Source organism: Burkholderia sp. Bp8984, assembly GCF_003853755.1.
Lineage (GTDB): Bacteria > Pseudomonadota > Gammaproteobacteria > Burkholderiales > Burkholderiaceae > Burkholderia.
Window position 1 is genome coordinate 61,344 of sequence record NZ_QTQN01000036.1, and the last position, 21,986, is coordinate 83,329.

Below are 21,986 nucleotides of genomic sequence, written 5' to 3' on the forward strand. Positions count from 1 at the left end.
CGGTCACGCGGCCCGCGGACGTCCGCTGTCGGTCACGTCGCAGACATTGGCCGAGGTTGGGGAGATGACGGGAAAGGGTCGTTCAGAGTCGTTCGCGTTGCTCCATAACCGCCATTCGTGGTCACGTGCCGATCCTGACGCCGGGATGAATGCGCCAACAAGATAGGGAACCTTATCACTATGCTGCGATTGCCTGCTCAAAACTCAGATTTCGCACAATGCATGACTGCCACTGCCGGCGTCGCAGGGGAGTTGACGCCGGTCTTCGTGAGTCGCGGCCGATGAAAACTTTTCATTGCAAACGGTGGCGCGTTCAATTCGGTCTACGTTTGTCACGCGAATTACTCCACCACCTTGAAAAGGCGGTTCTTGTTGATCATGCCGACTTTCGTCTGTTTGCCGTCGTCGTCAGCAGCGGGCCGCAGATGCCGATCGTCGAGCGTCGGCCCCGTATAGCGGCTGCGCGGCCGGATCACCTTGCCGACGCGCAGCTGTTCGATGCAGTGTGCGAGCAGTCCGACGCTGCGCGCGATCGAGAACAGCCCGAACGCCGCATCGCGCGGCAACTGAAGCTGCACCGACAGCATTGCGAGCGCGACATCGATGGTCGGCCGCTGGCCGGTGAGCGTCGTGACCTTGTCGACGAAGTGCGCGAGTTCCGTCGGCGGATCGAGCCGCGCAAGCAGCGCGGCCGCGCGCGGATCGCCGTCGGGGTAAAGATGATGGCCGAAACCGGGAATCGGGATTGCGGACTTCAGGTGATGATCGACGACGCGCTCGGCACCCAATCGTTGCACATCGTCGAACACTGCGCGCACGCGTCCCGACGCGTCGCCGTGCAGCGGTCCCGACAACGTCGCGAGCCCCGTCAGCAGGCAGCCCGCGAGCGACGCGCCGGTCGATGCGGTGATGCGCGCGGCGAATGCCGAACTCGTGATCTCATGATCGGCGACCAGCACCATCGCGCGGCGCAGCAGGTCTGCGCCATGGCTGTCGAGGCCCCAGCCGGCCGCGAGCCGCTGATGGGTGTGAAGCGGGCTTGCGCCGGCGTCGTCGTGCGCGCCGAACGCGCGCGACACGATCGCAACGAGCTGCCCGGCCTCGATGTGCAGCGCGCTGTCGAGCCGGCCGAGCGTCGAATGGCCAAACGCGGCCAGCGTCGCGAGCATCGTGAACGCACATTGCCGGTCACGCTCGCCGGGCGGCAGCACGATCACCGGCGCGTCGAACGACACCGGCGCGGTGGCCTGCCAGAGCAGCGAAGCCGTTTCCTCGAGCGTCGCGGTATCTGCGAGTTCAATGCTGTCGCGGCCGCGATACCATGCGCGACCCTTCGAGAACGTGGTGATGCCGCTGTAAATGCACGGCTCGGCGCCAAAGATCGTGCTGGCCGCGAGCGCCGCTCGCTTGCGGCCGACCTGCTTCTTGCGACACAGCGCGACCACATCCTCGGCCCGATACAGGCTCTTGCGCGGATCGTCGGGATCCTGCATCACGGCAATGCTGCCGCGGCTGGCGTACGCGTAGACGGTCTGCGCCCGCACGCCGAGCCGCCGCGTCGCTTCCGTCAGGGTGATCCAGTTCTGCATGGGGAGTCGTGATGAGGATGCGGCCGGTTCGCGGCCGCTTGCGCCGACTATAGACCGGGTTCAGTTGAATGTCATCTCGGCCGGGCGCCGTTCGAGCACCTCGACGAGGATGTCGCCGGGCGCGCGCACGAAACAGCCGCGCACGCCGGGGCGGATCCGCGTAACGGGCTGGACGATCTCCGCGCCGTTGTCGACCAGATGCCCGTAAGCCGCATCCAGATCCTCGACCAGCACGCCCAAGTGGTCGATCCCTTGCATGCGCGCGCCGTCCGGCACGGTCGCCGGACGCGCGTCCGGCAGCGCCGTGATGAAGAGGTTGATTGCCCCGATCCGCAGGTCGACGCGGCCGGGGCGCCGCACGATTTCGGCGTTCAGGCAGCGCGCGAACCACGCGGCGGTGGCCTCGGCATCAGCCGAGCAGAGTTGCAGGTGATCCCATTTGAATTCGATCATGGTCGTGTGCGGTACGTGCAGTGGAGCGTAAAAGGGGGCGAACCGGGTCAGAGCTCGATACGCGACAGCTTGCCGAGCAGCACCGAGTACGACAGCGTGCCGAGGAGGCAGATCGCACCCATCAGGTTCAGCGCCCAGGAGAAGTTGCCGGTGTGCTGCGTCACGTAGCCAATCATCAGCGGCGTGGTGACGGCCGCGATGTTAGCGGCGAGGCTCGTGATGCTGCTGGTGAGCCCGACATAGCGTTTCGGCGCGATCTCGGACACGGCCGCCCACGACATCGAGCCGATTCCCTGTGCGAAGAACGCGACGGTCAGGATCGCGATCACCAGCGTGTTCGACTGCACGAAATTGACGAGCACGATCGATGCGCCGAGGAAGGTGCCGATCACGAGGGGTGCCTTGCGCGACGACGACATTGATACGCCGCGCCGGATGCAGAGATCGGACAAATAGCCCGCGATAAGGATCCCGAGCGTCGCGCCGATGAACGGCATCGCCTGGAAGAAACCGACCTTGATCATCGACATGTGGCGTTCCTCGACAAGGTAGGTCATGAACCAGGTCGTGAAGAACACCAGCAGCGTGTTGTTGCTGAACTTGCCGAGACAGATCGCGAGGATCTGCCGATAGCCCAGCAGGCGCAGCGCCATGCGCCAGTCGAACCGGTCGCGCGCCGTCACTACCGGCTGCCCTTCGGTGATGTACTGCAGCTCGGCCGCGTTGACGCGTGGATGGCGCGACGGATCGCGATAGAGCCGGTACCAGACGACGCTGAACAGAATGCCGAACGCGCCGGTCGCGAAGAACACGGCGCGCCAGCCGAATGCCGACGAGATCCACAGCAATAGCCCGGTGAAGAGCGGCGTGCCGATGTACTGACCCATCACGTACACGCTCGTCGCGAAGCCACGCTCCTGGACCGGGAACCACATCGTCACCGCGCGCGCGTTCGACGGAAACGCGGGCGCTTCGAGCGCGCCCATCGCTAGCCGAGAGCCGAGCAGCATGTGGTAGCCATGCGCGAGCCCTTGCGTCAGCGTGGCCAGCGACCAACCGACGAGCGATAGCGCATACGCGACGCGCGAGCCGAGCAGGTCGGCGAGAGCGCCAGCCGGCAGCAGCGCGATCGAGTAGGCGAGGCCGAACACGGCGAACAGCTCGCCCATCTGCACGCGGGTAAGCGCGAGATCCTTCGACAACGCCGGCGCGACGATGCCGAGCGCCGAGCGATCGACGTAGTTGAGGACGGTGGCCACCAGCAGCATCGACAGCACGCCATAGCGCACCCGTGATCGCCTGGCGGCGCGTGCGTGCGCGTCGAACTCGCGCATGACCGAAACCTGTTCTTCAGCGGTTTTCAATATCGTCTCCTGTTTTGTGATGGTTGTGCTGGTGAACCTGTCGTGTGCGCCGGCGCGCGTCCGGTCAGCCGCGTCCGACGAAGGGCATCGCGCTTGCCATGATCGTCATGTTCAGAATGTTCGCTTCGAGCGGCAGGCTCGCCATCTGCACGATCGCGCTCGCGACGTGCGCAACGTCGACGCGCGGCTCGGGCGCGATGCGGCCATCGGCCTGCAGCACGCCGTTGTTCATCCGCTCGGTCAGCGACGTGGCGGCGTTGCCGATATCGATCTGGCCGCAGGCGATGTTGAACGGTCGACCGTCGAGGGCAAGCGAACGCGTGATGCCGAGGACCGCGTGCTTCGTGGCCGTGTACGCGATCGTGTTCGGGCGCGGCGTGTGTGCGGAGATCGAACCGTTGTTGATGATGCGGCCGCCTTGCGGCGTCTGGCGCTTCATCTGGCGCCACGCGGCGCGTGCGCACAGGAACATGCCGGTCAGGTTGGTGGCGACCACGTCGTTCCAGAACTCAAGCGAATAATCGTCGAGCGGCACGGCGCCCGCGTTGCGGCCCGCGTTGTTGAACAGCACGTCGAGGCGGCCGAAGTCATGCGCAATCCGCGTGAAGCTCGCATCGACCGATGCCTCGTCGGAAACGTCGGTCGGAATGACCGCGGCCACGCCGCCTGCCCGCTCGACGATCTCCTGCGTCGCGAGTAGTGGATCAATGCGCCGACCGAGCAGCGCGACGCTGAAACCGGCTTGCGCGAGCGCTACCGCCGCTGCCTGTCCGATTCCGGTGCCGGCGCCCGTCACTGCCGCGATTCTTTTCTCTGCCTGCATTTTCACGCCCTCGTCTTCAGTCCGTTGAACATGCAAAAAGCATTGCGCGGCGACGATTTCGCAGCAATCTTGATTCTTTCAATCAACATCAACCGCCCCGTCCCGACGGGCTAGCGTCAGGGTTTTCCTGAGCTCGCGACTGCGCCGTTCGCGCGCCGGCACGGCATCGCGCATAGCAGAGGAAATGATCGGAATCGGTCGATTATCCGGTCGCTCAACGCCGCGCGGACATGTTGATCGAACCAATCAATATTGACCTGCGCCGACTGCGCTTCGTAGGCTGTGTTCCGTTTTCCGACCCAAGGACGAGACCATGCCTGACAACAATCGCACCCGCCTGTTGGTTGCGCGACGCGTTCCCGCCGCAGTCGCCGCACGCGCAGAATCCGAATTCAACGCGTATGTAACGGACGCCGACATGGATGCGTCGTCCGTCGTCGAGTTCTGCAATCGCTACGAGACGCCGGCGGTGCTGATCGGCAAGAAATCGGGGCTGCAGGCCGAGCACATCGCAGCATTGCCGCCGAGCGTGAAGATCATCGCGAACGCGAGCGCCGGGTACGACCACATGGATGTCGCCGCCGCACGCGCACGCGGAATCGCGGTCAGCAACGCCCCCGATGCGCTGACCGACTGCACGGCCGATTTCACGATGCTGCTGGTGCTGGCCGCGTGCCGGCGTGCATCGGAGTACGAGCGTATCGTGCGCTCGGGGTGGGGAAAGTCGTTCGGCATGACCGACATGCTCGGTACGCGCGTGAACGGCAAGACGCTCGGAATCGTCGGTTTCGGGCGGATCGGCCGTGCGGTCGCGCAGCGCGCGCGCGGCTTCGGGATGAAGATCGTCTATACCGACCGACGTCCCGCACCGCCCGAGATCGAGGCCGGCGCGCGCTATTGCGCGGATCTCGACACGCTGCTCCCGCAGTGCGACATCCTCACGCTGCACGTGCCCGGCGGCGGCACGCCGTTGATGACACGCCGCGAATTCGGCTTGCTGCGCGAAGGTGCCGTGTTCGTGAATGCGGCACGCGGCAGTCTCGTCGACGAGGATGCGCTTTACGATGCGTTGACGTCGCATCGGCTGTTCGCCGCGGGGCTCGACGTTTACCGGAGCGAACCCAATATCGATCCGCGCTTTGCCGCGCTCGACAACGTGTTTCTGTCGCCGCACATGGCGAGCGCGACCGTCGAGACGCGCGACCAGATGGGGTTTACCGCGCTCGACAACGTCGCGGCGGTGCTTGACGGGAAGGGGGCGCCGAACGCGCTGTGATGCCGGCGGGCGCGAGCGCTCGCCCATGCCGGGGTGTCCGATGACGGAACCCCCGGCTTCAACCGCGTCGTTACTTCAACACCCCCTCCGCCACCAGCACCTCATGCGCGGCCTTGAACGCGCTGAGACGATGCGGAATACCCGAATAGGCGGTCGCATGCAGCAGGGTCGTTTTTGTTACGTCCAGGGGGGTGACGACGGACGCCCTAACGTCGAGTTGCGATAGGGCTTCCGCCTAGGTCTCGCGTGATGCGCCAAACCATGCCGCCGCTCGGGCCTGTCAGGAATTTTGTGTTTAAGGCATAACATGCTCCCAAGGAGAGTTTATGCCTCGCAATCCGAAAGCCCAGCCGCGGCTCTGCCGGCGATTCCGGCCGAGTTGCTCGAGCAGTTCGGCAACGGTCCGATGACGGCCGAAGCCATCAACGCCGCGACGCTGGCGTGTTGATTTCCACTGAATCTTGACCCACCCCGAGACAGCGTAGTACATCTATTCCGGTATGGATAACTCCTCACTGCCTGCTGCTTTTGCTGCTCTCTTTCTGGTTGCCTTCGCCTTGGCAGAACTGGACTTGAAGCGTCAGGATTCATTGCCTGTTTCGACGATGTGGCAGTGATGGGTGACGCGGTCCCGCAGCGCCGTCGTCATCTTTGCGTCCCCGAACACGGTCGCCCACTCACCGAAGCTGAGGTTGGTGGTGATCGCGACACTCGTGTGTTCATACAGCTTCGAGAGCAAGTGGAACAGCAATGCGCCACCGGTTTGGCTGAACGGCAGGTAGCCCAGTTCGTCGAGGATCACCAGGTCGACGTACATTAGCTTATGGGCGATCTCGCCTTGTTTGCCGATGGACTTCTCCTGCTCCAGTAACTTTGGACTAGTTGTGACTAAGCTCTACGCGCTTGATCTCTTTAACGATGACGAGATAACAGAACACTGTAATCAGCGCATTGGCACCTACAAAAGCCAGGGCGCCGTTAAACGAGCCACCAGACTGTGCGACGAGATACCCGATCACAATGGGGGTGACGATACCGGCAACGTTGCCAAACATGTTGAAGATCGATCCAGACAGGCCAATCGCTTCCTTGGGTGAGGTGTCTGCGACCACAGCCCATCCAAGTGCACCCAGACCCTTCCCGAAGAAGGCAAGCGACATAAGGGCAACGACGACCCAATCGGTATTGACGTAGTTGCATCCGACGATGCAGCACGACAGCAGCATGCCGCCAACGATCGGCGTCTTTCGTGCGACGGTGAGCGAGCGACCATGTCGTATAAGTGTGTCCGACAACACGCCACCGAGAACGCCGCCACCGAACCCGCAGATGGCCGGCAGGGAAGCGATGAGCCCTGCCTGGAGGATAGTCATGTGCCGGGCCTGAACGAGGTAGATCGGAAACCACGTCAGGAAGAAATAGGTAAGCACGTTAATGCAGAATTGTGCGAGATACACGCCGAGCAGCATGCGATTGCCCAGCAGTTGCCGCACAACGCCCCAGCCACCGCGATGACTGCGCGAACCGGCGTCGGCTAGTTTTCGGCCGTGAATGAGGCCACCGCCCTGGTCAATATACTCGAGCTCCGGTTTATTGACGCCCGGATGGTTCACCGGGTTTTTCATGACCTTGAGCCACGTTATTGCCAGCAGCAGTCCGGCAAAGCCCATGACGACGTAGACGTAATGCCAGCCGAAGGCGTGGGTAATCCACGCCATCAGCGGAGTAAACACGACAGCTGCGAAATATTGCGCCGAATTGAAGATAGCGGAGGCAGTACCGCGTTCCTTTGTAGGAAACCAGCTCGCTACGACCTTGGCATTTGCAGGGAACGCCGGCGCCTCAGCGGCCCCCATGACAAAGCGCAACATGAATAGCGTGGTTACCGCTGCTGCGGCGCTCCCTGCCAGGCCGATCGAGCTTTGAAGCAATGTAAAGAGAGACCAGAGGAAGATGCTCGCGGCATACACTCGGCGTGCTCCGAAGCGATCGAGCAGCCAGCCGGCTGGAATCTGACAGAGAACATAGGCCCAGCTAAATGCGGAAAAGATGTATCCCATCTTGACCGCATCGAAGCCGAACTCTCCCCGCATTGCAGATCCGGTGACCGACAAGGTCGCGCGATCTGCGTAGTTCAATGTCGTGATGACAAAAATAAGGGCCAGAATGACGTAGCGGACCTTCGTACGCTTGAGTGCGTCCGCGGGATTTGCCGTGCGGCTCATTTCCATGACGATCTTCCTCTGTTTAAAGCGAGCGGGGTGCCTGTGTCGCTGTTGGGCATAACTGCGCGGCTAGCCCCGCCTGTCTCCTCGTGGCGTGCTTACTGCGCGCCGAGCTTTTTGATCAAAGCGTCGAGCTGGCTCAGTTCTTCGTCGTTGAGGTCCGTGAGCGGAGCGCGAACCGGGCCGGCATCGTGGCCAACGAGCTTTGCGCCCGCCTTGACGATGCTGACTGCGTAACCCGCACGGCGATTACGGATTGCGAGGTAAGGAAGGAAGAAGTCGTCAATCAGCTTTCCAATCGTTGCGTGATCGTCCGATGCGATTGCACGATAGAAGTCCATGGCGGTCTTCGGAATAAAGTTGAAGACGGCGGACGAGTAGACCGGAACGCCGAGGGCCTTATACGCGGCTGCATAAACTTCAGCCGTCGGCAGGCCGCCGAGATAGGAAAACCGCTCACCCAGGCGGCGACGGATCGTCACCATGTTTTCGATGTCGCCGACACCGTCCTTAAACCCGATCAGATTCGGACAGCGATCGGCGAGGCGCTCGAGCATGTCAGCGTTCAGCTTCGAATTGGCCCGGTTATAGATGATCACGCCCAGATTGGGCACTGCCTTGCACACTTCCTCGGCATGCGCTGCGATCCCGTCGAGCGAGGCCTCCGTCAGGTAATGCGGCATCAGGAGGATGCCCTGCGCGCCATTGCGCTCCGCTTCTTTCGCGTACTCGATGGCAACGCGCGTCGGACCACCCGCCCCTGCGAGGATTGGCACCTTGCCCTTGCAGACTTCGGTCGCCGTACGGACGACGGCTGTGTAGTCATCACGCGTAAGTGAGAAGAATTCGCCCGTGCCGCCCGCTACGAACAGTGCCGTTGCGCCGTAAGGCGCGAGCCAGTCGAGGCGGCTTGCGTACGTATCGGCGCGGAAATTGCCCTGTTGGTCAAAGTCCGTGACCGGGAAGGAGAGGAGGCCGTCGGAGACGATTTGCTTGAGTTCTTGCGGAGTGGTCATGATGGGGCGTTCCAAGAAATTCGGTTCGGTTTCGGTTACTACTTATATGTTATCGTACAACTAGGCTTTCGGCTGAGCAACGGGAAATGGCGGTTTTCAGAGATTTCCCAGGGTAAATAGGTATCCAAAAATAGGTTGTGCGTTGTATGATGACGTAAAACTAAGCAGGGTCATTGGGCGAACCCCGCCGCTCAGAGGAAGATGCAAATGGAACAGACGCCGCTTTATATTCGCGTGCACCCCAATGACAACGTCGCGATCGTTGTCAATGACGGGGGACTGGGGGAGGGAGCGACTTTCCCAGATGGTCTGGCACTTCGCGAACGGGTGCCGCAAGGCCACAAGGTCGCGCTGAAGGATTTCGCTGAGGGCGATGAGGTCGTCCGGTACAACGTTGTAATCGGGTATGCGAGCCAGGCGCTGCCCAAGGGAAGCTGGGTGAACGAGCACGTCATTCGGATTCCAACCCCTCCCGGCCTCGACGATCTTCCGATCGCGACCATCAAGGCGCCGGTTATGCCGCCTCTGGAGGGTTACACGTTCGAGGGCTACCGCAATAGCGACGGTTCGGTCGGTACACGCAACATTCTTGCGATTACTACGACTGTTCAGTGTGTTGCAGACGTCGTTCAGCATGCCGTGACCCGGATCAAGAGCGAGCTGTTGCCGAAATATCCGAACGTCGATGACGTGGTCAGCCTCGGGCACACATATGGATGCGGGGTTGCGATTGACGCTCCCGATGCAATGGTGCCGATCCGTACAGTACGCAACATCGCGCTCAATCCGAACTTCGGCGGAGAAGTCATGATGGTGAGCCTTGGTTGCGAGAAACTGCAGCCCGAGCGTCTGATGCCTCCCGGGACGATTCCTATTGCGACTGTTACGGAAGCTGATGACGTCGCGGACGTCGGCGACCTGCCTTCGGACGTGAATGGTGACGTCGTGGTGCTGCAGGACGACGCCCATGTCGGTTTTGAATCAATGATCGAATCGATCATTCGGATGGCTGAAGGTCACCTGATCCGGCTGAATAGCCGGCGCCGGGAAACCTGTCCGGCTTCAGACCTGGTATTGGGGGTTCAGTGCGGTGGCAGCGATGCCTTTTCTGGCCTGACCGCAAACCCGGCAGTTGGTTTCGCCACCGATCTTCTCGTGCGCGCGGGTGCCACGGTCATGTTCTCGGAGGTGACCGAGGTGCGCGATGGTGTCGGTCAGCTCACAGGGCGCGCAGCTAATCCCGAAGTTGGCGCTGCGATCATTCGGGAGATGGACTGGTACGACAATTATCTGAAGCGCGGCGGAGCGGATCGTAGCGCCAACACGACGCCGGGGAACAAGAAGGGCGGGCTGTCGAACATTGTCGAAAAGGCGATGGGCTCGATCATCAAGTCCGGCAATTCGCAGATATCTGGCGTACTCGCGCCGGGCGAAAAGGTCAGGCAAAAAGGGCTGATCTACGCTGCGACACCCGCGAGCGATTTTATTTGCGGCACGTTGCAGGTGGCAGCCGGGATCAATCTGCACGTTTTCACAACAGGCCGGGGTACGCCGTATAGCCTCGCCGAGGTTCCCGTCGTCAAGGTCGCAACCCGTTCGGACCTGGCACGTCGCTGGCACGACCTGATGGACGTGAACGCAGGCACGATCGCGACCGGTACTGCAACGATCGAAGATGTGGGCTGGGAGTTGTTCAAGCTGCTGCTCGACGTCGCGAGCGGACGCAAACAGACGTGCGCTGAAAAACTGAAGCTCCATAACGCTCTGGTTCTCTTCAATCCTGCGCCGGTGACCTGATCGCCGCTCGCTGCGCTGTTGTTGGACATCGCCGGCAACGCACCGTCCGATAAAAACCAATGAGATATGGACAGGCGACTCGCGCCTGGACCGGCTAGCCTTTCGTAGACATCTTCGAGCCATAATTTATGGCAACCGAGGAGGTCGATATGAGCGGCAAGCGGTACACGGATGAGTTCAAGATCGAAGCAGTCGAGCAAGGCACCCTGTCCCTGCCTCGTTGCCACGTACAGCATGTAATGCAGCAGCGCGTAGGGTTGCGTCAGCGTCTGGCCTCAGGGCTCGTCGTCCAACTTTTGGTCGCGTTCAGTCATTGCAGGCATGGGCGATTGACTGGTGGCGCACGGCAACAGGCGACCGGAGAATCGTTGGAAGGCTGCCTGCTGAACGTCGTCCGGGGGCCGGCCCGGCCCCCGGGTACTTCCGCGTGAGATCCACGTGCGCGGTTCCGTGAGGATCAGCGAAGGTCGGTGATCGTGGTGTTGTAGAGTTGCCCCGCGATCAACACGTTCTGCAGGCTAATGCCGTTCACGTTCCACGCATAGATCGGACCCGGCGTGGTGGTACTGGCCGGCCCCGTTGCGGTGGGCGAGCCGAAGTCGCAGTTCGAGATGGTCACACCGGTGATGGCGGGAATCGTCGGGGTCGGCGCCGGACCGTTGTAGTCGAACGCCACCGGGCCTTGCGCGACGATCGCCTGGAAACACGAGCCGTTCGCGCTGCCGAGCGTGACGTTGGTGGCATTCACGTTAGTGATGTTGACGTTCTGCACGAGCGCCGGGCGCGTCCGGATCGCATCGCCGGCGGGTTGGTAATCGCAATCGAATGTGATCAGGCCGCCCTGCGATGCCGACGGATTGCCCGACGCCAAGGTTGTCACGCCGAGCGGCACGGTGCTGTTGATCGGGCTGCCGGCCAGCATCTTGCTGCCGTAGCCGCCACCCGTCAGGCTTACGCCGTTCGGCAGTGTCACGCCGTTCACATAGAAGTTGCGCACGAAACCGCCGCGATTCATGTTGGTCTTGATGCGGATAGCAATGTTCAGCGAATTGGTCGCCCAGTGCTGGTTCAGCATCGTCAGGTTGCGCGCGTAAACGTTCTCGATGCCGCCGCCCATCTCGCTGCCGAGTGTGATGCCGCCGTGGCCGCTATTCATGGTGCAGTTCTGCACCACGTGGTTCCGCGCCGCGCCGTATTGCGTATCGAGATCCTTGCCCGACTTGATCGCGATGCAATCGTCACCTGTGTTGAAGATCATACCGTCGCACAGCACGTTAGTGCAGGCATCGGGATCGAAGCCGTCGTTGTTCGGGCCGATGCTGTCGGCCATCACGCCGCGAATCACCACGTTTGTGCAGTCGGTCGGATGGTGCTGCCAGAACGGCGTGTTCTGGGTGTGATAGTTCTCCATTAGGACGTCGGTGCATCCGATGAATTCCACCATGCAGGGCCGCAGGTAATGGCCCAGCCCGAAGATGCGCTGCGCTACCGGCACACCGGCCTCGGACAGCGCGGGCAGGTAGTTCTGATCCTGCTGCCACGGCGTGGCCGGATTGGTCAGCAGCGTATACAAAGCGTCCGGAATACCGGGCGCGGCCGTTTTCAGGTCGACGTTGTTCGGGTTCGTATTGGCCTGCGACGGCGTGGAGGAGCCAGCGCAACCGTAGACACCCGTGTTGCCTTTGTAGGTCCACCAGCAGGTGGCCGTGTTGCCCGAGCCGGCGAACGGCGTCATCGCCTGCCCGTTTAGGATCGAGGTGGTGCCTTCGCCGGTAAGCGCGATATGGCTGGCGTTGCGTGCGTACACTAGCGCGCCGAAGTTCAAGCAGTCGTTGGCCTGCCAGCGGCTGTAGAACAGCTTGCCGTTGGCGCCGCAGTCGACGGGGCCGTCCTTGGCGTAGTCGGCCGGGTTTGGGCTGAAGAAGATCGTGCAGTTCGCACTCAGGTGAAAGTTGACGTTGCTCTGCAGCACGATCGGCCCTGCGCAGTACCAAGCGCCGGCCGGCACCACCACGCGTCCGCCGCCCGCTGCCGAGCAGGCTGCGATCGCAGCCAGGAAGGCTGGACGCGAATCCACCGCTCCAGAGCCGGGGGTTGCGCCGGCGCCGGGGCTCAGTGGCGATTTGGTAGCGTCTGTATACGGGCTGGTTTGCGCAACGACCGAACACGGCTGGGCGCCGTAGGCCTCAACCTGGAAATCGAGGGCAGGGAACGACGACTGCGCGATGCCATTCAGCGAGGCGATGATGTTGGTCGCCAGGCCACTCGGCCCCCAGATAGGATCCGCCGCAGGCACGCTGGCGGGGGGCGGGGTGTTGTCGGTACCACCGCAAGCGCCGAGCAGGGCGCTGCCCATCAGGGCACCGCTGTAGCCGAGGAAATGGCGTCGAGTGATCCTGGGTATGGAGGGATGCCGAACGGTGCCGTCGGGTTGTGGATCGAAGTCGTTGTCGGTCACTGCTGTCTCCGTCTTTTTCTTGTGATCTTGTCGATGAGGCGATACCGTCGCCAGGGCCATTGTCATACGATGACACGATGATATTATCGCTGAATGCACCAACGCTCCCGTCCGTGTCTACCCTAAGAACAAGCCGTCAGATTGCGCGTTATTATTGCCCACCCCCCCATGCGGCATATAAGGTTTACCGGGGTTTAGGCGGATTTCGGTCAACCTCAAAAGGGGGAGACGTTTCCTGGGGCATAGCTCGAAAATCGTGTATAGGAAGTACGATGTCACATATCAAAATTCGCGACCCATACGCGGGTCACCACGTAACGCACCCCGCAATCCACCCAACAATGCCAGAACGTGCGTGGCTGATGCCCGGGACGTCCCACGTGCCGTCACCGCGGCTGATGACCAAGCAGAGACAGGAACCAAGATGCGCAACATGACGGTGCGAGCCAGCCTGCTCGCGGCACTGACGATGTTTGGGGTGGTGATCGTGATTGGCGGCATCGCCGGCATCGTGTCGCTGCGAATGGCCGATGCGGACGCGCAGCGCCTGCATGAGATTTCGCGCCAAACCATCCTCGTCAACGACGCATACAAGGACAGCACCCGCACGCGTTCGGCGCTGGTGCGCGCCTATAGCGCGCTGAAAGAGCGCAACGACACGGCGGCGCGCGATTCGGCCTTGCAGAGCGCGAATCGCACCTTCGAACGCTCCGCGAGCGAAACCAGCTCATATCGCGACGCAAGTGCATTCGACGGCATGGATTCGGAGCTCAAACGACAACTCGTGGCGTCGTCGGACCGGCTTGCGGCCCTGCTCGCGCGCGCGGCCGACGCGCTGCGCAATAACGACACTGCCGGCTACGTGACCATCAACGACCGCGATGTCACCCGCGCGGGCATGGTGTACTCGGAAAACGTCGAGAAGCTGCAGACACTCGCGAACACCCTGACCGAACAGGCGCTCAACGACGGCAACGCGCGCTACCGGTGGATCCTGGGCTTCGTGGTGGTGGGCGTCGGGCTGGCGCTTGCGCTGATGGTCGTCACGCACGTCGCGCTCACGCGCATCGTGACGCGACCGCTCGGCGAAGCGGTGGCGGTGCTCGACCGCGTCGCGTCGAACGATCTGACCGTGCGCGTGCCCGAGGCGGGCCGCAACGAATTCGGCCTGCTTTTTGCGGCCATGCGGCGGATGCGCGACGGACTCTCGCGCACCGTGAGCGGCGTGCGAGACAGCTGCGACGCGATCCACACGGCTGCACGCGAGATCGCCGCCGGCAATCTCGACCTGTCGAGCCGCACGGAGCAGCAATCGGCGTCGCTCGAGGAAACCGCCGCGAGCATGGAGGAACTGACCTCGACGGTCAGGCAGAACGCGGCGAACGCCACCGAGGCGAGCACGCTCGCGAGCGGCACGGCGGACCTCGCGCGCCGGGGCGGTGACGTGGTCGGCCGCGTGGTCCGGACAATGCAGGATATCAGTGCAAGCGCTCTCAAGATCGCCGAGATAACGAACATGATCGACAGCATCGCGTTCCAGACCAACATTCTCGCGCTGAATGCGGCCGTCGAATCGGCGCGCGCGGGCGAACAGGGGCGTGGCTTCGCGGTCGTCGCGGGCGAGGTGCGAACGCTCGCGCAGCGCAGCGCCAGCGCGGCGCGCGAGATCAAGGAACTGATCGGCGCCTCGATGAACGAGGTGCGAAACGGCAACGCGCTCGCGGCCGAAGCGGGCGCGGCGATGGAGGAGATCGTGGGCGCCGTGCGCAACGTGGCGACCATCTTGGTGGAAATGTCGTCGGCGACGAGCGAGCAGAGCGCCGGCATACAGCAGGTGGGCGTCGCCGTGAGCCAGATGGATCAAGTCACGCAGCAGAATGCGGCGCTCGTCGAGCAGGCCGCCGCCGCCGCGGATGCGCTGGAGCATCAGGCGCAATCGATGAAGGACGCCGTGGCGGTATTCCGTCTCGGCGAAGCTTGACGGCTTTCACCAACAATAGAAAAAAGGACGAAATGAAAACGACGATGAAGTTGCGCCGCGTGGCGCTGGCGCTCTCGGGCCTGGCCGCATCTTTCGCCGTGCACGCGGCGACGTACGCCTACGTTTCGAACGCCGACAGCCAGGACATCTCGGTGTTCCGCCTCGACGCACGGGCTGGCACGCTCGCCGCGGTCGAAACCGTGCCCGTGAACGGTACCGTTATGCCGATGGCGCTCTCGCCCGACCATCGTCGTCTGTATGCGGGGCTGCGCTCCAAGCCCTACAGTGTCGTGAGTTTCGCCATCGATCCGCTCGACGGCCACCTTGTTGAACTGGGTCGTGCGCCGCTCGCGGAAAGCATGGCATACCTGTCGACCGACATGACCGGCCGCTATCTGATGTCGGCATCGTACGGCGGCAACCTCCTGGCGGTGAACCGCATCGACTCGGATGGGGTGGCAGCTAACGTGCAGCAGACCGTCAAGACCGGGCCAATGGCGCATGCTATCCGCGTGTCGGCGGACAACCGCTATGCGTTCGCATCAGTGCTGGGCGCCGACGCGTGGTTGCGTCTCAAGTTCGACGCCAGCACCGGCACGCTCACCGAGGACGCGCAGCCCGCGTATTCTCTGCCGAAGGATTCGGGCCCGCGCCATTTCGTGTTTTCCGCTGATAATCGCTTCGTCTACCTGATCGACGAGCTCGACGGCAAGCTGCACGTGCTTGCCTTCAATCGGGCCAACGACACCATTAGGCCGGTCCAGACGATTTCGATCTTGCCGCCCGACTTCAAGGGTGACAAGCCGTGGGGAGCCGATCTGCATCTCACACCGGACAGCCGCTTCCTGTTCATCTCCGAACGAACCTCAAGCACGCTGGGCGCCTATAGCGTGAATACGGCCACGGGCAAGCTGGTGCGGATCGGCACGTACGCGACCGAAAAGCAGCCTCGCGGCTTCAACATCGATCCGTCGGGACGGTATCTGCTCGCGGTGGGGCAGCTGTCGCCGACGTTGAGCCTCTATCGCATCGACGCGAAAACGGGCGGGCTTGCCACGCTCGGCCAATATCCGGTCGGCAAGGGCGCGAACTGGGTCGAACTGGTGAACTTCGACGGATCGAATCGCTGACCGATCCAGGCTGGCTGGCCATCGAGGCAGGCGATGCCGACCCGGGTCCCGTTCACCATCGGCCCGGCGCCCGCGGTTCCATTTTTTCCGCCTGTAACAGTCATAAGATGTCGCATGACAAACCCATGTATAAATCATCCCACCTATAAGGGGAAGAGGTCTGGATATATTGCCGTCGGATCACGTAAGTTGTACGATGACAGACTGCTATGGGAGCCGACGTGACGCAATCGAACGACCTCGCAAAGCTGCCATTGCATTGCACTTTCTGCCGTCGGCCGCTTCCATGCCACCGACCCGCCGCACCGGGAATCTGTTCGTGAAAATCGTCACCATCGAAGTCATTCGCATCTCGCTCGCATTCGATGCGGGCCGCCGTCCCGTCGCCGCTGTTGAACCGACCGTCGCCGATACGTATAACGCCTCAGACCGCTCGCTGCGTCGCATGGAGTCGCTGCTAGTCAGGCTCACCGATGACGCAGGGCGCGTTGGCTGGGGCGAAGCATTCGGTCATCTGATCAATCCCGTCACGTTCGCCGCGCTCGAAGGCCCGGTTGGCCGTTGGTTCAAGGGCGCCGAATTCGAGCCGACGCGGCACGGGATCGCCACATTGCGTGACGCGGCCGATCGCGCGCTGCATGCGTTCGGCCGCACCGGACCGGTGCTGTACGCATTGTCCGCGATCGACACGGCGCTGCACGACCTCGCCGCGCAGGCGGCCGGCGTGCCGTTGTATCGGTGGCTCGGCGGCCACCGCGACGAGATAGACGTGTATGCGAGCCTGGTCAGCTACGACAACGACCCCGACGAAGTCGCGCGCCACGTGCGGCGGGCGTCGGACGAAGGGTTCGGGCGCATCAAGCTGCACGAGACGCAACGTGCGGCCATCGCGGCCGCGCGTGCGGCACTGCCGGCCGACAGCGAACTGATGGTCGACGTGAACTGCCCGTGGACGGCGAGCGACGCGCTGCGGCATGTGAGCGAGCTGGCCGACCTGCGGCTCGGCTGGATCGAGGAACCGGTTTGGCCTTGCGACGACGCGGACGGCATCGCGCGTGTGCGCGGCGTCGGCGTGCCGATCGCGGCGGGTGAGAACTCGTCGGGCGTCGCGGGCTTTCGCGACCTGTTCGAACACGGCGCGCTCGACGTCGCGCAGCCTAGCATTGCGAAGATCGGTGGACCGACCGGCATCGCGGAAGTGATCGCGCTCGCGGCGGAGCACGGCGTGCGGGTCATGCCGCACTGTTTCTATTACGGAGCGGGGCTGCTGGCGACCGCGCACGTGGTCGCGACGCTACCGGACGACGTCGCGCTCGAAATTCCCTATCTCGACTGGCCCGAGCGGCTGCATGACGCGCAGCGGCCCGGGGCGCGGCTGCGCTTGCCCGATGTGCCCGGGCTTGGCTTCTTGCCGGACGAAGCAGTGCTGGCACGCAACACGATCGCGCACGCGACGATCGGTTGAACGCAGGAACGGTGCGCTCGGCGCACGCACGCGAAGCCGTTGCCGGTTTGGCGGCGCAATCGGAAATCAGGAAGCCGGGTGGATGCGCAGGCACGTGCCCGGCTCGACAGGAGACAACATGAAAACGCGTTACCGCTGGTGGATCGGCGCGCTGCTGTTCGGGGCCGGTATGCTGAATTATCTCGATCGCGCGGCGCTGTCCGTCGTCGCGCCGATCATCAAGCGCGAACTCGGCATCGACGACGCGCAGATGGGTATCCTGTTCAGCAGCTTCTTCATCGGCTACTGCGTATTCTGCTTCGTCGGCGGCTGGGCCGCGGACCGATTCGGGCCGCGTCGAGTGTTCGCGTGCGCGGCCGGCGTGTGGTCTCTGTTCTGCGGCGCGACCGCGCTCGCCGGGTCGTTCGCGCACCTACTGATCGTACGCGTCGCGTTCGGGATCGGCGAAGGGCCGATGGGGACGACCACCAACAAGGCGATCTCGAACTGGTTCCCGCGCCGCGAAGCGGGACGTGCGGTCGGCTGGACCAACGCGGGGCAGCCGCTCGGTGCGGCCATCGCGGCGCCGATCGTCGGCCTGGTTGCGCTGCAGTTTGGCTGGCGCGTTTCGTTCGTTGTGATCGCCACGCTCGGCTTCGTGTGGCTGGCCGCGTGGTGGGCGTTGTTCCGCGACGATCCGGCGAGCCACCCGCGCGTGTCTCCGGAAGAAGTGCGTGAGATCGCATCCGACCGGACGGTCGGCGTCTCACTGGATGCGCATGCGGACGATCGCGCCGCGCGTCCGTTGCTGCGCGATCTGTTGTCGCGGCCGGTGCTCGGCGTCGCGCTCGCGTTCTTCAGCTTCAACTACGTGCTGTATTTTTTCCTGTCATGGCTGCCGAGCTACCTGACCGACTACCAGCATCTAAACATCAAGCAGATGAGTGTCGTCGGGATTCTGCCCTGGCTCGGCGCGACCGTCGGGTTCGTGGCCGGCGGCACCGTGTCGGATCGCATCTACCGCCGCACCGGCGACGTGCTGTTCGCGCGCAAGATCGTGATCGTCGTCGGGCTCGCGGTCGCGGCGGCTTGCGTGCTGCTGGCGTCACGGGTGAGCTCGCTCGGCGCGGCCGTCACGCTGATCGCAATCGCAAGCCTTTTCGCGTTCATGGCGCCGCAGGCTTGCTGGTCGCTGCTGCAGGAAATCGTGCCTCGCGAACGTGTCGGCTCGGCCGGCGGGTTCGTTCATCTGCTCGCGAACCTTGCAGGCATCCTGTCGCCAAGCGTGACCGGCTGGCTCGTCCAGTATGGCGGCGGGTATGCAAGTGCTTTCATGCTCGCGGGCGCGTCGGCGCTCTCCGGTGCGGTTATCCTGACGTTCGCGGTGCGCGCGCGGACCGTTTCGCAGATGCGCCGGGTCGCCTGACGAAGTAATCCGTTGAATTGGCAACGCTGGAGTGAGTGTGACCTGGTTCAATCATCATCAGTTGATGAAACCGCTCGGCTCTGCCGCCGATTCCGGCCGAGCTGCTCGAGCAGTTCGGCAACGGTCCGATGACGGCCGAAGCCATCAATGCCGCGACACTTGCGCTCAAGACAACGCTGATCGAAAGGGCACTGGGCTGCGAGATGAACCATCATCTCGGCTACCCTGCCAGTGCTGCCAAGCCGGCCAACGGCACGAATCAGCGCAACGGCAAAGGGGCCAAGACGGTTCTGACCGAAGACGGTCCGATCGGCATCGAGGCGCCGCGTGAGCGCGACGGCAGCTTCGAACCCATCCTGATCCCCAAGCACGAACAACCCTTCACGGGCTTCGACGACACGATCGTCGCCAAACGCGGCGGCCGCGCATCTCCCTCGCCACGAAAGGACTCAAAGGCCGATGCCAATGGTGCCGCAAGCGGATCGGACACCGCAACTGGTACTGGAACGCACCTTGTAAAGTAACCTGACAGACGCTCCAATAGTTCGTCCCGCATCGAGGACCCGGGCGCTGCGGTTCCCTGGTGAAGGCCGGATTTCGGTAAGCGACGATCCTGTGGCATTTTAGAATTAGCGCGTAGCCTATCGAATTGGCTTTGCTCAGACGATTGTCCGGCAGCTATTTCGATATCGCTTTGTCAGGTAATCTGCTCGCTCCAACGGGTTTCAACATGCGTATCCCGCCGCTCAAGGCAATCGTCGCGTTCGAAAGCGTCGCCCGGACCAAAAGCGTCAATCGGGCGGCGGAAGAACTGGGCCTGACCGCGTCCGCCGTGAGTCACCAGCTCAGCAACCTCGAATCGCAGATCGGCCAGCCCTTGTTCCAGCGATTAGGACGCGGACTGATCCTCACGCCGACCGGTGAACGCTATTTGGCGGACGTCACTGGCTCGCTCGCGGACCTAAGCCGCGCAACTGAGCGCGCGTCGAGCCGCAACGATATTGATATCTTGCGCGTGCATTCGAGCCCGAGCTTCGGGCTGATGTGGCTATTGCCGCGTCTGTCGTCGTTCCAGGAGGCGAACGGCGATATCCAGCTGAACTTGGCCTGCTCCTACGAAAACGTGTCGTTCTCGAACGGTTTCTACGATATCGACGTCCGCCATGGCTACGGCAACTGGGACAACCTCGAGGTCAAAACGGTGCGCGGTGAGTTCATCGCGCCGCTCGCTTCGCCGCAATACCTCGACCGGCATCCGGTGAAGACGCCGGAAGACCTGCTCGCGCATCGGCTGATCTATTCCGAAACCCCGTTGGTGCAGTGGAAGCAGTGGTTTGGCCGGACGGGCGTATCGCCGGCCGCCCAGAAGACCTTCGATTTCTCGTTCGACCGCTCATACATGTCGCTCGAAACCGCGGCGTTGGGCCTCGGCATCGCGCTCGAAAGCCTGATGCTCGCATCGGTGAAGATTTGCGAAGGGCGGCTGGTGCCGGTATTCGACCAGACCCATGCAGTCGAAGTCGGCGCGCATCACCTCGTTTACCCGCGGCAGCACGCGGAGCTGCCGCGCGTGAAGCGCTTCCTCGCGTGGATCGAGCGCGAGGTAGCCACACAGGGCCGGCGGAGCTGAGCGTCGCACGTCAGGCCGGCACGCAATATTGCGTTGCAGCACGCCGTGGTGGACCGCGCGGCGACATCTGAAATTTTCTCAGCTATGGCTGAGCGTTTCCGCGTTGATGCGGGTGTCGGGCGAGCCGACACTCTGTACACACACATCAATACAGGAGACGAACGATGTTGCTCGACCATAAGACCATCATCGTGACCGGTGCCGCGTCGCCGCGCGGAATCGGCAAGGCCACGGCTCGCGCACTGGCGGCCCACGGCGCACGCATTGCGATCCTCGACCTGCGCCGAGAAGACGCGGAGGCCGCCGCCGCCGATCTCGGCCCGGGCCATCTCGGCCTGGCCTGCGACGTGACCGACCGCGACGCGTGCGTGGCGGCAGCCCGGGCAACGCTGGAGCGCTTCGGCCGTGTCGACGGCCTTGTGAACAATGCCGGCATCACACAACCCGTGCGGACGCTGGACATTGCCGCGCGCGACTTCGATGCGATCGTCGACGTGAACCTGCGCGGCACGCTGTACATGTCGCAAGCGGTGCTGCCCGCGATGAAAGAGCAGCGCGGCGGCAGCATCGTCTGCATGTCGTCGGTGTCCGCGCAACGCGGCGGCGGCATCTTCGGCGGGCCGCACTACAGCGCCGCCAAGGCCGGCGTGCTCGGCCTCGCGAAGGCGATGGCGCGCGAATTCGGCGCCGACCGGATTCGCGTCAATTCGATCACGCCCGGCCTGATCCAGACCGACATCACCGGCGACAAGCTGACCCCCGCGATGCGCGAGGACATCATCAAGGGCATTCCGCTCGGTCGGCTCGGCGATGCCGACGACGTCGCCAATGCGTGCCTGTTCCTGCTGAGCGACCTGTCGAGCTACCTGACTGGCATCACGCTCGACGTCAATGGCGGGATGCTTATTCACTGAGAACGGCGCCGCCACGCGTGCGGCGCCGTCCATCATGCACCCGGGACAACCCGGGGCCGTGGCAGGAGACAAACATGAGAGCAAAGTATCCCGCATCTTCGGTTCAGCCCGAGATGCTACAACGGGACGATGCGCAGACGTTCGAAGCGGCGACCTATGCGAAGGTCGCGCGCCGGCTGATCCCGTTCCTGATGTTGTGCTATCTCGGCGCCTATCTCGACCGCGTCAACGTTGGATTCGCGAAGCTGCAGATGCTGAGCGACCTGCGTTTCAGCGAGACGGTGTACGGGATGGGCGCGGGCATCTTCTTTCTCGGTTACTTTCTGTTCGAAGTACCGAGCAACCTGATCCTGCATCGCGTCGGCGCTCGCCGCTGGCTCGCACGCATCATGCTGACGTGGGCCGTGATTTCCGCGAGCTTCGTGTTCGTGAAGTCGCCCGCCGCGTTCTACGTGCTGCG

General features: G+C 63.1%; 16 protein-coding genes and 3 pseudogenes. 10 read left to right on the top strand and 9 right to left on the bottom strand.

Annotated elements, in window-relative coordinates; genetic code table 11:
- Positions 1 to 341 precede the first annotated feature (341 nt).
- The 4 genes from DID98_RS28850 to DID98_RS28865 all read right to left on the bottom strand — a co-directional run bounded on the left by DID98_RS28850 (position 342) and on the right by DID98_RS28865 (position 4,229).
- Positions 342 to 1,589, bottom strand: a complete 1,248-nt coding sequence (locus DID98_RS28850) for a citrate synthase (protein WP_124489428.1) — start codon at positions 1,587 to 1,589, stop codon at positions 342 to 344.
- A 60-nt stretch (positions 1,590 to 1,649) separates the two neighbouring features.
- Positions 1,650 to 2,042, bottom strand: coding sequence for a VOC family protein (locus DID98_RS28855; protein WP_124489427.1), 393 nt, complete (start codon positions 2,040 to 2,042; stop codon positions 1,650 to 1,652).
- Between the two features lie 47 nt (positions 2,043 to 2,089).
- Positions 2,090 to 3,376 (bottom strand): MFS transporter, encoded by a 1,287-nt coding sequence (locus tag DID98_RS28860; RefSeq protein ID WP_124571851.1) that lies wholly within the window; start codon positions 3,374 to 3,376, stop codon positions 2,090 to 2,092.
- Positions 3,377 to 3,470: 94 nt separating this feature from the next.
- Positions 3,471 to 4,229, bottom strand: coding sequence for an SDR family oxidoreductase (locus DID98_RS28865; RefSeq protein ID WP_124489446.1), 759 nt, complete (start codon positions 4,227 to 4,229; stop codon positions 3,471 to 3,473).
- Positions 4,230 to 4,542: 313 nt separating this feature from the next.
- On the opposite strand from DID98_RS28865, the gene DID98_RS28870 reads away from it, so the two are divergent.
- Positions 4,543 to 5,505, top strand: coding sequence for a D-glycerate dehydrogenase (locus DID98_RS28870; RefSeq protein WP_124489426.1), 963 nt, complete (start codon positions 4,543 to 4,545; stop codon positions 5,503 to 5,505).
- Between the two features lie 70 nt (positions 5,506 to 5,575).
- Here DID98_RS28870 and DID98_RS36555 read toward each other — a convergent pair.
- The 4 genes and pseudogenes from DID98_RS36555 to kdgD all read right to left on the bottom strand — a co-directional run.
- A pseudogene (locus DID98_RS36555) lies at positions 5,576 to 5,680 on the bottom strand (gamma carboxymuconolactone decarboxylase); the annotation flags it as partial.
- A gap of 315 nt (positions 5,681 to 5,995) precedes the next feature.
- A pseudogene (locus DID98_RS28880) lies at positions 5,996 to 6,373 on the bottom strand (ATP-binding protein); the annotation flags it as partial.
- A 10-nt stretch (positions 6,374 to 6,383) separates the two neighbouring features.
- Positions 6,384 to 7,736 carry an MFS transporter gene (locus DID98_RS28885; RefSeq protein WP_124489425.1) on the bottom strand — a complete coding sequence of 451 codons (1,353 nt, stop codon included), beginning with the start codon at positions 7,734 to 7,736 and terminating at the stop codon, positions 6,384 to 6,386.
- 92 nt (positions 7,737 to 7,828) lie between these two features.
- Entirely contained in the window at positions 7,829 to 8,746 is a 918-nt protein-coding gene (kdgD, locus tag DID98_RS28890; RefSeq protein ID WP_027791957.1) for a 5-dehydro-4-deoxyglucarate dehydratase, read from the bottom strand.
- Positions 8,747 to 8,953: 207 nt separating this feature from the next.
- On the opposite strand from kdgD, the gene garD reads away from it, so the two are divergent.
- Positions 8,954 to 10,543, top strand: coding sequence for a galactarate dehydratase (gene garD / locus DID98_RS28895; protein ID WP_124571848.1), 1,590 nt, complete (start codon positions 8,954 to 8,956; stop codon positions 10,541 to 10,543).
- A gap of 457 nt (positions 10,544 to 11,000) precedes the next feature.
- Here garD and DID98_RS28905 read toward each other — a convergent pair whose 3' ends face one another.
- Positions 11,001 to 12,899: a glycoside hydrolase family 28 protein gene (locus DID98_RS28905; protein WP_260427360.1), complete on the bottom strand. Its 1,899-nt coding sequence runs from the start codon at positions 12,897 to 12,899 to the stop codon at positions 11,001 to 11,003.
- Positions 12,900 to 13,425: 526 nt separating this feature from the next.
- Between DID98_RS28905 and DID98_RS28910 the strand changes: the two genes are divergently transcribed.
- The 8 genes and pseudogenes from DID98_RS28910 to DID98_RS28945 form a co-directional block, all read left to right on the top strand.
- On the top strand, positions 13,426 to 14,982 hold the full coding sequence (locus tag DID98_RS28910; RefSeq protein WP_124489423.1) for a methyl-accepting chemotaxis protein: 1,557 nt from the start codon (positions 13,426 to 13,428) through the stop codon (positions 14,980 to 14,982).
- A gap of 32 nt (positions 14,983 to 15,014) precedes the next feature.
- Positions 15,015 to 16,112, top strand: coding sequence for a beta-propeller fold lactonase family protein (locus tag DID98_RS28915; protein ID WP_124489422.1), 1,098 nt, complete (start codon positions 15,015 to 15,017; stop codon positions 16,110 to 16,112).
- A gap of 319 nt (positions 16,113 to 16,431) precedes the next feature.
- Entirely contained in the window at positions 16,432 to 17,577 is a 1,146-nt protein-coding gene (locus DID98_RS28920; protein ID WP_124489421.1) for a mandelate racemase/muconate lactonizing enzyme family protein, read from the top strand.
- 118 nt (positions 17,578 to 17,695) lie between these two features.
- Complete coding sequence (locus DID98_RS28925) at positions 17,696 to 18,982, top strand: MFS transporter (protein WP_062885859.1); 1,287 nt, start codon at positions 17,696 to 17,698, stop codon at positions 18,980 to 18,982.
- Between the two features lie 80 nt (positions 18,983 to 19,062).
- Positions 19,063 to 19,392: pseudogene (locus DID98_RS28930) on the top strand (transposase); the annotation flags it as partial.
- Positions 19,393 to 19,712: 320 nt separating this feature from the next.
- A complete protein-coding gene (locus DID98_RS28935) occupies positions 19,713 to 20,612 on the top strand; it encodes a LysR substrate-binding domain-containing protein (protein WP_124489444.1) in 900 nt (299 codons plus the stop codon).
- Between the two features lie 164 nt (positions 20,613 to 20,776).
- Entirely contained in the window at positions 20,777 to 21,526 is a 750-nt protein-coding gene (locus DID98_RS28940) for an SDR family NAD(P)-dependent oxidoreductase (protein ID WP_124571849.1), read from the top strand.
- Positions 21,527 to 21,600: 74 nt separating this feature from the next.
- Positions 21,601 to 21,986, top strand: a 386-nt coding sequence (locus DID98_RS28945; protein WP_148093543.1) for an MFS transporter, incomplete at its 3' end; no start/stop codon positions are given.